This window comes from Mucilaginibacter sp. KACC 22773, assembly GCF_028736215.1.
In the GTDB taxonomy this organism is placed as follows: domain Bacteria; phylum Bacteroidota; class Bacteroidia; order Sphingobacteriales; family Sphingobacteriaceae; genus Mucilaginibacter.
Map to the genome: position 1 here is coordinate 912,060 of NZ_CP117883.1, position 14,936 is coordinate 926,995.

16 protein-coding genes are annotated in these 14,936 nt (G+C 37.5%); all 16 read left to right on the forward strand.

Annotation, left to right across the window (positions count from 1 at the left end; translation table 11 throughout):
* Positions 1-102 precede the first annotated feature (102 nt).
* The 16 genes from PQ469_RS03885 (at position 103) to PQ469_RS03960 (ending at position 14,928) form a co-directional block, all read left to right on the forward strand.
* On the forward strand, positions 103-1,143 hold the full coding sequence (locus PQ469_RS03885) for a ferredoxin--NADP reductase (protein WP_274211800.1): 1,041 nt from the start codon (positions 103-105) through the stop codon (positions 1,141-1,143).
* A gap of 29 nt (positions 1,144-1,172) precedes the next feature.
* Positions 1,173-1,943 carry a glucose-1-phosphate cytidylyltransferase gene (gene rfbF / locus PQ469_RS03890; RefSeq protein ID WP_274211801.1) on the forward strand — a complete coding sequence of 257 codons (771 nt, stop codon included), beginning with the start codon at positions 1,173-1,175 and terminating at the stop codon, positions 1,941-1,943.
* 1 nt (position 1,944) lies between these two features.
* Positions 1,945-3,021, forward strand: coding sequence for a CDP-glucose 4,6-dehydratase (gene rfbG / locus PQ469_RS03895; protein ID WP_274211802.1), 1,077 nt, complete (start codon positions 1,945-1,947; stop codon positions 3,019-3,021).
* A gap of 52 nt (positions 3,022-3,073) precedes the next feature.
* A complete protein-coding gene (gene rfbH / locus PQ469_RS03900) occupies positions 3,074-4,375 on the forward strand; it encodes a lipopolysaccharide biosynthesis protein RfbH (protein WP_274211803.1) in 1,302 nt (433 codons plus the stop codon).
* Positions 4,375-4,911, forward strand: a complete 537-nt coding sequence (locus PQ469_RS03905) for a dTDP-4-dehydrorhamnose 3,5-epimerase family protein (RefSeq protein ID WP_274211804.1) — start codon at positions 4,375-4,377, stop codon at positions 4,909-4,911. The genes rfbH and PQ469_RS03905 overlap by 1 nt, the downstream gene beginning before the upstream one ends.
* A 3-nt stretch (positions 4,912-4,914) precedes the next feature.
* A complete protein-coding gene (locus tag PQ469_RS03910; RefSeq protein ID WP_274211805.1) occupies positions 4,915-5,805 on the forward strand; it encodes an NAD-dependent epimerase/dehydratase family protein in 891 nt (296 codons plus the stop codon).
* Between the two features lie 4 nt (positions 5,806-5,809).
* A complete protein-coding gene (locus PQ469_RS03915; RefSeq protein WP_274211806.1) occupies positions 5,810-6,430 on the forward strand; it encodes an acyltransferase in 621 nt (206 codons plus the stop codon).
* The gene (locus tag PQ469_RS03920) at positions 6,415-7,713 is read left to right on the forward strand and encodes a lipopolysaccharide biosynthesis protein (RefSeq protein ID WP_274211807.1); all 1,299 of its coding nucleotides are present in this window, start codon (positions 6,415-6,417) and stop codon (positions 7,711-7,713) included. The genes PQ469_RS03915 and PQ469_RS03920 overlap by 16 nt, the downstream gene beginning before the upstream one ends.
* Before the next feature lie 7 nt (positions 7,714-7,720).
* Positions 7,721-8,629 carry a glycosyltransferase family 2 protein gene (locus PQ469_RS03925; RefSeq protein ID WP_274211808.1) on the forward strand — a complete coding sequence of 303 codons (909 nt, stop codon included), beginning with the start codon at positions 7,721-7,723 and terminating at the stop codon, positions 8,627-8,629.
* A 227-nt stretch (positions 8,630-8,856) separates the two neighbouring features.
* Positions 8,857-9,834, forward strand: coding sequence for a hypothetical protein (locus PQ469_RS03930; protein WP_274211809.1), 978 nt, complete (start codon positions 8,857-8,859; stop codon positions 9,832-9,834).
* Positions 9,831-10,538, forward strand: coding sequence for an acyltransferase (locus tag PQ469_RS03935; protein WP_274211810.1), 708 nt, complete (start codon positions 9,831-9,833; stop codon positions 10,536-10,538). Before PQ469_RS03930 ends, PQ469_RS03935 begins: the two co-directional genes overlap by 4 nt.
* Before the next feature lie 42 nt (positions 10,539-10,580).
* On the forward strand, positions 10,581-11,675 hold the full coding sequence (locus PQ469_RS03940) for a glycosyltransferase family 4 protein (RefSeq protein ID WP_274211811.1): 1,095 nt from the start codon (positions 10,581-10,583) through the stop codon (positions 11,673-11,675).
* 1 nt (position 11,676) lies between these two features.
* Entirely contained in the window at positions 11,677-12,375 is a 699-nt protein-coding gene (locus tag PQ469_RS03945) for an acylneuraminate cytidylyltransferase family protein (protein ID WP_274211812.1), read from the forward strand.
* The gene (locus PQ469_RS03950; RefSeq protein ID WP_274211813.1) at positions 12,368-13,288 is read left to right on the forward strand and encodes a phosphoglycerate dehydrogenase; all 921 of its coding nucleotides are present in this window, start codon (positions 12,368-12,370) and stop codon (positions 13,286-13,288) included. The genes PQ469_RS03945 and PQ469_RS03950 overlap by 8 nt, the downstream gene beginning before the upstream one ends.
* A gap of 7 nt (positions 13,289-13,295) precedes the next feature.
* Positions 13,296-14,288 (forward strand): Gfo/Idh/MocA family protein, encoded by a 993-nt coding sequence (locus PQ469_RS03955; protein ID WP_274211814.1) that lies wholly within the window; start codon positions 13,296-13,298, stop codon positions 14,286-14,288.
* Between the two features lie 34 nt (positions 14,289-14,322).
* Entirely contained in the window at positions 14,323-14,928 is a 606-nt protein-coding gene (locus tag PQ469_RS03960) for a D-sedoheptulose-7-phosphate isomerase (RefSeq protein WP_274211815.1), read from the forward strand.
* The last annotated feature ends 8 nt before the right edge of the window (positions 14,929-14,936 follow it).

The following is a 14,936-nucleotide window of genomic DNA, read 5'->3' on the forward strand; positions in this document are numbered from 1 at the left end:
GATTGTGACTATATAATTCTGGTTTATGTGTAATTAGAAAAGGTTGTTTGTTTTATGGTTGTAGATTAAGATAAATATTGTTTTAGAAAAATTTAATCAGTAATGTTTTATTTTACTTTACAGGTTCTGGATATTAGGCAGGAAACTTCGGATGTTGTTACACTTTGTTTGAAACAACCGGGTTTAAAAAAGATCAAATATTTGCCTGGCCAATATCTTACGCTCGTTTTTAGGATAAATGGCCGCAAGTATAATCGTCCTTATTCGTTCTCGTCTGCTCCCGGGGTCGATCCTCATTTAGAAGTTACTATAAAAAGGGTAAGCGGGGGTATTGTATCAAACCATATTGTTGATTTTCTTAAAATTGGTGATGTGGTGGAAGTTCTGCAGCCAATGGGCGATTTTATATTTGATCCAGCGGTAATTAGCAACGATAAGCATATTATTTTGTGGGGGGCGGGTAGTGGTATAACACCGTTGATATCAATTGCTAAATACATATTGAATCATAAAACAGGCCATAAAGTGAGTTTAATTTATGGTAATAGAAATTCAGAGTCAGTAATTTTTGGAGATAAGATAAATGAGTTAAGGAAGAAACATTATCAGGATTTTAAGACTTGGCATTTTCATTCGAAACTAAAAATATCCGAAACTAATCCTGATGTAATCGAGGGAAGAATAAGCCCTAAAAAGGTGCTTGCTATAATGAAGCAAGAGGTGAACTTGCAAAGTACTGTTCATTATATATGTGGCCCGGCTGGTTTAAAAGAATCAGTTAAAGAGGTTTTGAAAGATATGAAAGTGGAACCTCATCAAATATTTTCAGAGGATTTTGAGGTTGTTTTGAATCAAAAAGACTTTGAAAATATAACTACACAAGTTGTTGAGGTGAAGAAAGATGGGGTCTTTAATAAGGTGGAAGTTGTAAAGGGTAAGAGCATATTAGATGCGGGACTTGATGCCGGTATTGATATAGATTACTCGTGCCAAACAGGAAGTTGTTTGGTTTGCAGAGCAAAACTTTTGACAGGCGAGGTGAAAATGCCCAAGCCTGCCGAAGAGTATGAAAAATTACTCCCCGGTGAATGTCTGTTATGTTGTAGCTATCCTGTGACAGATGATGTCCAAGTTAGTATTTAATGGCACTACTTAACTTAATGAAAATATAGATGAAAGTTGTATTACTAGCTGGCGGGTTAGGAACCCGTTTATCCGAAGAAACAGTTTTAAGGCCGAAGCCTATGGTTGAAATTGGTGGAATGCCAATTTTATGGCATATCATGAAGATATATTCGTCGCACGGATTTAATGATTTTGTTATTTGTTTAGGCTACAAAGGGTATGTAATAAAGGAATATTTTGCGAATTACTTTCTGCACAAGTCAGACGTAACAATTGACCTTAAAGACAATTCCATAAAGGTTCATGATACCCAGGCAGAGCCATGGACGATAACCTTGGTTGATACCGGCAATGAATCTATGACAGGCGGCCGTATTAAACGCATAAAACCCCATGTTGGTAATGAAACCTTTATGCTTACCTATGGCGATGGTGTAAGCAATGTTAATATAACTGAACTGGTTAAATTTCATAAAGAAAAAGGCAAGCTTTGTACAGTGACATCTGTTCAACCTTCAGGTAGGTTTGGTGCAATTAACCTTAACGATGATAATTCGGTGCATTCATTTATGGAGAAACCCAAAGGTGATGGTGCCTGGATAAACGGAGGTTTTTTTGTATGTGAACCTGCTGTTTTTGATTATATAGAAGGTGACAGTACGATATGGGAAAGAGAACCCATGGAAGAAATTGCAAAAGCTGGTGAAATGGTTGCGTTTAATCACGACGGATTTTGGAAGCCAATGGATACGCTGCGTGATAAACAAGAACTTGAGGAAGACTGGACACAACGTAAGGCAAAATGGAAAACCTGGTAATATGTTTAAAGAATTAGAAGCTATATACAAAGGGAAGAAAGTTTTTTTAACAGGACACACCGGATTTAAAGGGTCGTGGATGTTGAAAATTTTAACTATGCTGGGTGCCCATACCACGGGCTATGCGCTTGCACCGGAAAATGATTTTGATTTGTTTTATTTAATTGAAGGCGACAAAATTTCCAATTCGATAATTGGGGACCTTCGGGATAAGGCAAAGTTGACAGCGGCTATTGTTGAATTTCAGCCGGATTTTGTTTTTCATTTAGCAGCGCAGCCGCTTGTGAGATTATCATATGATATACCTGCAGAAACCTTCGAAGTAAATGCCATCGGTACCGCCAATGTTCTCGACGGTGTTCGAATGCTGGATAAAGCCTGTCAGGTAGTATTAATCACAACTGATAAGGTTTATCATAACAATGAATGGGTTTACCCTTACCGCGAGACAGATAGGCTGGGGGGATATGACCCGTATAGTGCCAGTAAAGCCTGTGCCGAATTGGTTATTGACTCTTATAGAAATTCTTTTTTTAATACAGCAACTTACTCAGCTCACCTTAAATCTATTGCGGTTGCAAGGGCGGGTAATGTAATTGGTGGTGGCGATTGGGCAAAAGACCGGTTAATACCAGATATAGTTAGGTTCTTGTCAAAGGAACAAAAAATAATTATACGTAATCCTAATTCGGTAAGGCCCTGGCAGCATGTATTGGAACCTTTGCTTGGTTATCTGTTATTGGGAAGCAGAATGGTGGCCGAACCGGTGACTTTTGCCGACGCTTATAATTTTGGCCCTGGACTGAGTGATGCGTTGCCCGTACATGAAATGGTTGAATTGGCTATTCGGAACTGGGGTAGTGGCGAGGTCGAGATATTTAATTCAGATAAGCAGCCTCATGAGGCTGGCCTGTTAAAACTGGATATAAGCAAGGCAGTGAATAATCTAAATTGGAAGCCTAAATACCAGGCTTTAGAGACAATAAAAAAGACGATAGACTGGTATAAATATTATTTCAGTAACCCTGATGATATCAATCAGTTTACCGAAAAGCAAATAATAGATTTTGTAAATTGAGTTAAGTAAAACGTAATATCCAGATAAAATAAGATATAAAAACTACTTCGAGATGTTGAAAAATATAAACGACCCAGCGTTGGAAAAAAGCCTGAGGGCTATAGCAAAAGCACAAACTGAGAAGATCATTATCCCGGGGAAAAATTACATTCCGGTAACAGGTAAAGTATTAGACGAAGATGATATTTTATTCGGTGTAGAGGCAGCGTTGGATGGTTGGTTAACTACCGGTCGCTTTGCAAATAAATTTGAAGCAGATTTTGCGCAATATTTTGGGGCTCATAAGGCCTTGTTGGTCAACTCAGGGTCTTCTGCAAACCTGGTTGCTTTTTATGCGCTTACTTCACCTAAATTGGGCGAGCGTGCAATTTTGCCTGGTGATGAGGTGATTACAGTTGCAGCAGGTTTTCCAACAACAGTAAATCCTATCGTTCAGTTCGGCGCTGTGCCGGTTTTTGTAGATGTGGATATTGCGACACACAACGTAAATGCCGACTTGATTGAAGCTGCGGTTTCTGATAAAACCAAAGCAATCATGATAGCCCATTCATTAGGAAACCCGTTTAATTTGGACGAGGTTATGCGAGTGGCAAAAAAATATAACCTGTGGGTTGTTGAGGATGATTGTGATTCATTAGGCGCTACCTATCGGGGTAAAAAGACGGGCACATTTGGCGATATCTCCACGTTTTCGTTTTACCCTGCGCATCATATCACAATGGGCGAGGGTGGTGCGGTACTTATAAATAATCCGGAATTGGCTAAACTGGCCGAAAGCTTCAGAGATTGGGGAAGGGATTGTTATTGCGAACCCGGTAAAGATAATACCTGCGGGTGCAGGTTTTCGCAACAATTAGGTTCGTTACCATATGGCTACGATCATAAATACACATATTCGCACGTCGGTTTTAACTTAAAGGTGACTGATATGCAGGCAGCTTTTGGTGTATCTCAACTAAAAAAGGTAGATACGTTTGTTCAAAAACGGCGCGAAAATTATAAGGCTTTATATGAAAGGATGAAGCAATTTGAAGATATATTTATACTGCCAGAGCCTACACCAAACAGTGACCCATCTTGGTTTGGCTTTCTATTGACATTGAGAGAAGGTGATGCTGCAGACAGGCACATGTTGGTTCAACACCTTGAGGAAAGTAAAATAGGCACTCGTTTATTATTTGCCGGTAACTTGTTACGTCAGCCGGCTTACGCCAATATTAAACACCGCGTAGTGGGCGATCTTACGAACACAGATATTATTATGAACAGATCATTTTGGTTGGGTGTTTGGCCTGGGCTAAACGAAGATCATTATGATTATATGGCTGATGTAATTAAAGATTATTTAAATTAATGGAGCTGGAGAGAACCTTTATTGGCGGCCTTTTCATTGTCAACTTGAATTTGTTCAAAGATAACAGAGGGGCGTTTACAAAAATTTTCAACGAAGATTTTTTTGTTGAAAATGCTCTAACAACTGATTTTAAGGAGAACTACTTTTCGGTTTCTCATAAAAACGTCATCCGAGGCATGCATTTTCAGACACCTCCAGCTGAGCATACAAAAGTGGTATATGTTAATCAAGGTAGAATATTGGATGTAGTGTTAGATATAAGAACAGGCTCGCCGACTTTTGGTAAGTTTTATCAAACAGAGATCTCATCAGAAGCGCCTAAGCTTGTTTACATACCTGTAGGGTGCGCTCATGGCTTTCTTTCGTTAGAAGACAACACGATTGTTTCGTATCTGCAAACCTCAGTTTATAACCAGACCTGCGATAAAGGAATCAAATGGGATACGTTCGGTATGGATTGGGGGGTTACGTCTCCTATAATATCTCAAAGAGATAATCTGTTTCCAGATGCAGGATCATATAAAGATATATTTTAAATTATGAAAATTGTTGTAACCGGATCAACAGGATTTGTAGGGCGCCATTTGATACCTGAACTTTTAAACGAAGGGCATCAGCTGTTGGAACTTACTCGAAACTTAACAACTTCTGAGAAATTGTATGGTTCATCAACACAAAAGCATCACCTTAACGGTGACCAGGAAGACTTAAGAATAGCTTTAAATTCTTTTCAGCCAGAGGTGGTAATACATCTTGCCTCTTTCCTTACTTCAGCAGATGATTATGGCAGTATGATGAAATTGATTGATGCCAATATTGTCTTTTTCTGCAATTTGTTAGATGCCTTGAAAGAAGCAGGTTTGCGGTTATTTATTAATACGGGAACCTTTGCTGAATACTTTAAAGGTGATGGTGTTTTAATGCCTGCATATTTGTACGCGGCTACAAAAACCGCAAGCCGTTCATTGCTTGACTACTACAGCAATGTTTATGGATTTAGAAAAACTACGGTCATACCATATACCATCTATGGAGGAAAGGACTCCCAAAGGAAAATTATCGATATAATATATGATTCGATTGGGGGTGTTGCCCCTGTTGACCTTTCTCCCGGCGAACAGGTACTTGATTTTATCCACATACGTGATGTAGTTGAGTTTTATAAAACCTTAATTCAGCAGGAGGCTGCTGTACCTGATAACTCGGTGTTTCATTTAGGTACAGGTAAGGGCGTTACTATTAAACAATTAGCAGCTGAAATTGAAGCATCAACTGGAAAGAAAATAAACATAAACTGGGGGGGGAAATCTTATAGGCCTTCTGATGTAATGTATGCTGTTGCTGATACTAAAACAGCAAACGATGTTTTAAAATGGTCGAGCCAGGTAAGCATGAGTCAGGGCGTGAAGTTTTTTTTAGAAGATAAGTGATGTTATGCCGGATAGCTTTAAAAATATAGCGGGCGTAATTTTTAACCCACGAAAATTAACGAACGGACTTAAAAGAAGATTCTATTATTTTTTATATAAAAATAAGTTTGGTACACTTGGCAAAGGGGCTTCTATAAAGGGTAAAATCTGGTTGGTAGGGGGTCAAAATATTTTTATAGGTACAAAGTGTTCAATTGGACCTTATTGCCGAATAGAGTCATACAACAACTATAATGGGCAAATATTGGCACCGAAACTGGCGATGGGCTCTTTTACATCTTTGCAACATGCAGTGCATATTTATTGTGCCAATTCAGTTACCATTGGGGAAGGTGTAGTTATTGCCAGCGGCTGCATGATAACGGATAACAATCATGGTATTGATCCTGAGGGAGATTTGTATCTGAGACAACCATTAAAATTCAGATCTACAACTATTGAAGATGGGGTTTGGTTGGGTGAAAATGTGTGTGTGTTAGGAGGGGCTTATATAGGTAAAAGATCAATAATTGGCTCTAATAGTGTTGTTTCAGGTATAATACCATCATTTTCTATAGCAGTTGGAAACCCCGCTAAAGTAATTAAACAGTACAACTTCGAATCCAAACTATGGGAAAAAGTATAATATTAAAAAAGGTTTCTTTTGGCTTTATTACAGGGTCCATTAGTTTGGTAATAGACAGCCTTGTAGGATTGGCCATTTTGCCTTTGCTGTTAAGGTTTTTACCTAAAGATATTGCGGGGCTTTGGGTTTTCTTCATGTCATTTACCGGCATCGTATTGCTTGGCCAAGCCGGCTTAGCGCCGGTTGTTATACGCTTGAGCGCCGAAATAAAGGAAAGGAAGGAAAAAAGTGAATTTTATCATAACATCTGGTCAAATATTACTCACTCCTTTTTGTTTGCAACTTTTCTTGTATTGCTCATCTGTACAGTTTTATATTTTAGTTATATAAAAACTGTACTTATCAAAAATAACTTCCTAGTTGAAGGTACGTATTGTTGGATATTTTTAAGTCTCGGCAATGCTTTAAGAATATATGGTATCAAATATTTGCATGTAATAAATGGATTAGGGGAAGTGGGCTGGGATAAAGTTGTTAAGATCCTGGTTTCAATAACCACGTTATTGGGGTATTACATTGTGTTGAAAATGAACTGGGGTTTTAAGGCATTAGGGCTGTCGTTTCTTGTTTCCAGTGTATTGTTTTATATATGTTCATGGTTTTTATTTGAAAGATTCAATAATCAATTGTTTATCAAACGCATAGGGAAGCCTGTTATATCACAATTGAAGTATTTTTTTAAAGAGTCAGGAAAAATATTGGTTCTTAGCTTAACATCATTTTTTGTAATGCAATCTGACATTTTTATTATTGAAAGATTGGCAGGGCTGAAAATAATTCCTTACTATTCAGGTCTTTCCCGGATTGTATACATTACCATTGCCGTTAGCAGTTTAGCTACGCAATTAATTTATCCGTTCATAGCGCAAAAATTTGCCGCCAGAGATTTTAACAGCTTGAGGAAGTTATATTACAGAAATGTGCTTGTATCGGTTTGTATTGGTATCGCTATAGCTTTGCCATCATTATTACTCGCACCTTATATCGTACCGTTATGGTTAGGCAAAGGCGGGTATTTAGGAAGTCCATTATTTGGTTTAATGTTACTGTTAGGGGTAATATATGCCCATCATAATGCACACGCAAGTTCAATCATAGCTACAGGAGCAACCACGTTTATGGGAGCAGCCATTTGTAATGCTTTTTTATCATTGTCGTTTGCAATTATTGGCGGTATAAAATTTGGAATGATTGGTATTGTTACCGGTAATATCATTGGGACAGTTATACCATCGATATATGTAGTAACATGGTCATTACGGTTCATAAAAAAACTAAAATAACAAAGTGATGGCGAAAATAGCAGCAATTACCACTTCACACAATGAAGATTATCAGTTTGACAATTGGCTCACGCATTATGAAGCTTATAAGGATGAAATAAGCTACCACATTATAGTTGAGAACAATTCAAACGAAACTTATAGACAGAAAATTAGGGAGCACTTTACAGATGCTACAATTTTGTGGCAAGATGAAGATTTGGGTGTTGCGAGAGGGTTTAACGAGGGAATAAAATATGTAATAGAACATACAGATGCAGATGTGATTTTGTTTATGATGCAGGATATGTACATCCCTAAAGGTGGTGTAACGATATTAAAGGACTTATTGTTATCCTCAGAAAAAAACGGAGTAGTAGCGGCTGTTAATCTTTATGAAAACCGTTCAAATATCATTCGCGAACACGGGGGAAATATTAATAAAAAAGACTTTACGGTAGATAAATTTTATAAGGACAAGGTCTTAGATAATAGTATACCCCAAGATTTGCAGGTTGATTTTGTTTGTGGTGGGAATTACATGATGAAAACCAACATTTTCAAAGAAACTGGCTTGTATGATGAAAGAATATTTATGTACGGTGATGAGTCGGATCTTTTTATTCGTGTAAAAAAAGCCGGATATGATATCATATCAACTACACGCACCCAATGCTGGCACGAACATATTTACTTGACGGCAGCAGCGAGGTTGCCAAGTAACCATGCAGTGTTTTACACGGCCCGGAACTATTTCTATTTGATAAAAAAGCATGGTAATGGGCTAAACTTTACCTACGGGCTACTTAAATCAATTAAGGTTGCTGCTAAGAATTTGGCTAAATTTTATTTGCATGAGAAAAACTTCACAAAGATCAGATTGATGATGAAGGGATATTTCACAGGTATCTTTTTATTGCACTTAAATAAGGATTGATGACAAAAAAGAAATCGGTAAATAACACAAAATTTATTGCAATCCTATTTTTATTAGGGGTTGGTTTTTGGCGAATAGGCTCTATTCCACTTGAAGTTTCTGTAACATTTCAGGCAATAAGTGTTATTGTACTCGCTTATTTAACTTTTACATACAAGCCCAAGATACCGCTCTTATTTAAAAGGGAAATCATTTTTATTTTTATCGCGGTTGCTTTGAGTACTATTATGGCCGCTGCATATCATGGCCAAGACATTGTTACTACGCTTATAGAACAACGTTTCATGTATTTTTACCTGGTATATTTTGCACTTGCTGCGTTAAATGTATCCAGTCAAAATGTTGAGAAAGCGATAAAATATGTGGCAATATTTTTTGGCTCAATGTATTTATTGCAATTTCTTTTGTACCCGGCCGATGTATTTTACTATCCTAAAGTTCTGATAGAGCGTTCAACATTTCGCTTCAGGGTTGATGGTTTTGAGTTTCTAATTTTCCTGGCGGCGTTTGCTTTTAATAAACTATTAAATAAACAGGTGCAATTTTATCCGCTGCTTCTATTGGCTGTTGTGGTTAATTTCCTTTCAGGATCTAGGTATTTATTGGTAATAACGGCCATTAGTATTGGCCTTACTGGTTATAAGTCAAAGGCGCTGAGCTTTGGATTAAAGGTATTCATCGTAGGCGTATTTTTGGTGTCATTTATCCTGTTTTTGCCTAAGGAATATACCAGTTCAATTACCGAAAAAACAAAAAACGATTTACAGCAAGGGGAAGATTATATTAGGATCCCTGCAGCGGCTTTTTACCTCACAACCTATAACGTAGATGTTCCTACATGGTTGTTCGGAAATGGAGTATCAGATTCACATTCACAATATGGAATACAGATTCAAAATATCGGAGAAAATTTGGGATTTTATTTAGGGGATATTGGCTTTATTGGTGAGTTTGTAAGGTTTGGAATTTTTTATTTTTTGATTGTATGCGTGCTGCTGTACCGGGCTATTAAGCACAGTCGTAAAGTTGACCCGGTATTGAATTCATACTTGATTGCCATCACTCTTTTTTATGTAATAAGCTGGCCTTTCGGGCACGGGCCTGGTATTATTTTGTTTGCATCTGTACTATATCTGATAAATAAAAAGAGTTATGAGAGGGAGGTGAGTAAAGTTGATGCAAACAATACTTTGGAATTACAATGATGAATAAGTTAAAAGATATCAAGGGAGGGATAAGGGTATTAATTCAATATCTTAACATTAATACACTTTTTTTTAATTTTAAATATTTGCCATTTAGTCAGGCTATTTTATTGCCGGTATATATAAGTCGTAAAACGCATTTGAAATGTGTAAAAGGTAGAATACAAATTAAATCAAGGTTACAACCAGGGATGATCAGAATAGGATACGGTGATGTGGGGATTTTTGATAAACACAGATCACGAACAATCTGGGGGGTAAAAGGAACCGTTGTATTTGAAGGAACTGCTAAAATTGGCCATGGTGCCAGGATTTCAGTGAGCTCTAATTCGATTTTATCTCTTGGGGACAATTTTATTTTAAATGCAGAATCAGCTATTGTCTGTCAAAAAGGAATATCTTTCGGACAAAATTGTCTGCTCTCCTGGGATATACTGATAATGGATACTGATCTACATAAGATATACGATCTCGATGGAAATGTGAGCAATTATCCGGTACCGGTAGTTGTTGGTAATAACGTATGGATAGGGTGTAGATCACTTATTTTGAAAGGGGCTGATATTGCAGACGGGTGTATTGTTGCTGCGAACACTACTGTGAGTAAAAAGTTTCACAAAACTAACATGATTGTTGGCGGAACGCCGGCTGCAGAACGCCGACAAATTAAAAGTTGGGATCATGAGGGTTTTTCCAAATTTTAAAAATGGCGATAAATCATTTGGATTTATATTAATTAAAGTTGTATGAAAGTTGCTTTTCTTGGCAAGAATTTTAGAGATACCTATTCTGGCGGTCGGATACACGCCTGGATGATGGCTCATGCCTTTGCTGCCCGGGAGCATAACGTACATTACTATACAAATACTAAGCCGGTATTCGACGAAGAGCTTAAAGATTACTCGGACAGTAGTAATTTTAAGAAAATTTACAACAAGTTCTTTTTATTTTTTCCGCTACAAAAATACGATCTGATCGTAATAATTCCGCACCTCGCGTCAAAAAGGTCATATTTAATTGATAAGTGGCTGTTTTATCCTCAGCTTATTTTTTTAAAGCGAATTTCGGGTTGCCCTGTAATATATGTTGATTTTGAGAGCCCGAATTGGATTAATGAGCTTGTTCCTGGAAGCAGGCCAGAAGAAGTTTATAAATATAGCAACAACATTTTGTCAGCTGTTGACGTGATTTTGTCAACTACACAAGAGGGCATGAAGTATGCGGCTCAATATTATACCAAATATAATAGTGGTTTAAGTTTTAAGCAGGTATACCTTAGCATTAATTCGAGGATTGCAGATAGATTCGTGAACAGCAAAAAGGAAAAACAAGTTATTTATTTTGGACGATTTGGCGAAAAGCACAAAAACTCCAGTGTTCTTAATGATATTATAAATGCTTTACCCCCCTATTATACATTGCTTGTGATTGGCAACCCTGAAAAATTAAATGCAGATATATACCAGGCTTTAATCAATCAGGCAAAAGAAAAAGGGATTGAGCTGGTTTTTAAATCCGGCATTTCCGAGCGAGAAAAGTATGAGCATTTGGCCTTGTCAAAGCTTTTGATCTATAGTTCGTCATTTGAGGGATATGGACTGCCGCCAATAGAGGCCCAATATGTTGGTACACCAGTGCTATGTTCTGATATTCCGGTGTTGAGGGAGGTAAATAAAGAAGCTGAGTTTATCAACTTTGACGATAAAGAAATATTGACTGTCAAAATCAATAGCATGTTAAATGCGGAATATGATAAGAACAAGCTTAAAGCAAGTGTAAGTGCATTTGCAGAGTTTAATAACTATGTTAAAAATATAAAATATTTAGTTGATTCAATTTAACATGAAATACGTTGTAGAAATTCCCGTAAGACTGGGTAGTAAAAGAGTCCCTAAGAAAAACCTTCGGTTAATAAATGGCAAGCCTATGGTGGCATATGCAATTGAAGCTGCAAAAGCTTCAAAATTTGTTGATAAGGTTTATGTAAATTCAGAGGCCGAAGTAATACGTAAGCTTTGTGCTGATTATGGTGTGGAGTTTTATGAAAGAAAACCTGAGCTGGCAGAAGACACTGCTACACAGGATGAATTTAATTATGATTTTCTGTGCAATGTGGAAGCAGAGAACCTTGTTTTGGTAAATCCGGTGTCTCCACTTGTTTTGCCAGAAGATATTGATAATGTGATCAGATATTATGAAGAGCATAAGCTTGATTCTTTGATCTCAGTAAAAGAAGAAAAACTGCAGACCTTTTTTGCTGATAAGCCTTTAAATTTCAGAACAGACGGACCTTTGCCAATGACACAATCGCTTGTTCCTATACAGCTTTGTGCCTGGACGGTTTGCATCTGGAATGCAAAAAAGTTTAAAGAACATTATGAAAAACACAATTATGCTGTTTTTGTAGGTAATTACGGCTTGTATCCATTTGATCCGATACGATCTATAAAAGTGTCATCGGAGGAAGATTTTATACTGGCTGAATTGTATTTGAAATCAAAACTGAGTGATAAATCTAAAGAAATAGCTTACTATGAATAAAGTATTAACGTCCCCATCGTCTTTTGGGCAAGTTGGGCCGGAGCCTGTAGAATTACTTATCCAAAACGGGTATGAGGTGATTAATAATCCGCATGGAAGAAAGCTTACAGAAGATGAGGTTATTGAATTGGCTAAAGATTGTGTAGGTATCGTTGCTGGCGTTGAGTCGCTTACCGCAAAAGTGATGGATGCTTTGCCTACGTTGAAATGCATTAGCAGGGTTGGCATAGGCATGGATAGTGTGGATTTAAATTATGCATCCCAAAAAGGGATTATTGTAACAAATACCCCCGATGGACCAACCCGTGCGGTGGCGGAACTAACCTTGGCGATGACGCTTTCGTTGCTAAGGAAAATTCCGCAGGCCCATTATGATCTTAAAAATAAAGTTTGGAAAAAACAAGTGGGCAACCTTGCCCTCGACAAAGTTGTAGGTGTTGTAGGTTTAGGGCGTATAGGTAAATTGGTATCTCAATTATTTAGAGGCATAGGAAACCCTGTAATTGGTTATGATCCGTATGCGGATGCTGCCTGGGCAACAAATAACGGAGTTGAATTGCTTGATTTTGACGCTGTGTTATCCAAAGCTGATATTGTTACAATCCATGTTCCGGGAAATGAAGATGGATCTGCAGTAATAGGGGCTAAAGAAATTGATTTAATGAAAAGAGGTGCCTTTCTGGTAAATATATCCCGTGGTGGTATTGTTGATGAAGATGCTTTGTATAATGCGCTTTCAACTAAGAAATTAACCGGAGCGGCAATCGACGTTTTTTCGACAGAGCCTTATGCCGGACCATTATGCGATCTGGATAATGTTGTACTTACCCCTCACCTTGGGTCATATGCCGAAGAAGGAAAGCTACTTATGGAGGTTGACGCTGTTAAAAATTTAATTAACGCACTAAAATAATACATCTATGAATTATAAAGTTGGTATAATAGGTTATGGTGTAATGGGAAGAATCAGGCACCAGGCTATTGATGAAATTAAAAAAGGCGAAGTTATAGCCATATCTGAACCAAACGCAGAAAAAGAAGTTAAAGGCATTCCTAATATCAGCCATGAGGAAATAATAAAGCATGCCGATATAGATGTGATTATTGTTTGTACACCAAATTTTTTAAACAAAGATTTAACGATACGAGCGTTAAATGCAGGAAAGCATGTTTTTTGTGAAAAACCACCTGCCTTTACTGGTGCGGATATACTGGAGATACAAAAAGCTGAAACAGCGAGCGGTAAAAAGCTGATGTACGGTTTTAACCATCGCCATCATGATAGCGTTATGAATATCAAACGATTGATAGATAGTGGTGAGTACGGAAAAGTATTGTGGCTCCGTGGCCGCTATGGTAAAAGTGTAACAAGTGATTATTTTAACCAGTGGAGGGCCAAGAAGGAATTAGCAGGTGGCGGTATTCTGATGGACCAAGGTATTCATATGCTCGACCTGTTCTTATACCTTTCTGGCGATTTTGATGTAGTTAAAGCAGAAGTTTCAAATCTTTACTGGCATATGGATGTTGAAGATAACGCTTTCGTAATCCTCAAAGAATCTGCAACCGGAAAAGTGGCCTCATTACACTCTACTATGTCACAATGGCGCCACTTGTTTTCATTAGAGATATTTCTTGAAAAGGGGTATATGGTATTAAATGGCCTGATAACGTCATCAATGTCATATGGTGAAGAAACACTTTCAATTGCCAAAAACAGATCGACCGCACCTGCTGCTACCTGGAAGGACGAAGTTGTAACTAAATATGTTGATAATAACAGCTGGCGTTATGAAATGGATCATTTTTTTGACTCCATCGATACAGATACCGCTATCACCATCGGTAATTCGGATGATGCCTACAAGCTTATGCGTATTATAGATAAAGTATACGAACAAAAAGAATTCTAATCAATACTCTATTAAAAATAAAAAATCTATTACAATGGAAAGACAAGAAAAAGTTAAAAGCTATTTGGGTGACTATATCACCAGGTTGACTGATATTTTAAATAAAATTGAAGTTGCAAAACTTGAGCAGGTAATTACCGCTATGATTACTGCCTTTAAAAAAGGTAACACCATTTATGTTGTTGGTAACGGCGGCAGCGCTGCTACAGCATCGCATATGCAGGCCGATTTCAGGTTTTTTGTTCGCTATTTTTCAAAATTTCGCCCAAAAATCATCGCTTTAACTGACAACGTACCCATGATTACCGCTATTGGTAACGACAACAACTTTGATGATGTTTTTGTTGAGCAAATGCGTGGACAGTTTGTCCCCGGGGATGTTTTAATAGCGATATCAGCAAGCGGAAATTCACCAAACCTTGTTAAGGCCGCTGAATATGCAAATGAACTAGGCGGTACTTCTATTTCATTCGTTGGATTTCTGGGAGGCAAATTGAATGAAATATCATCAATATCGCTATATACGCCAAACCCTAAAGGCGATTATGGCCCAATTGAAGATGTGCATATGATATTAAATCATATAATCGTTAATTACCTTTCAACCGATGATGAGTTTTTATCACTTACGGCTAAATAATTAATCGT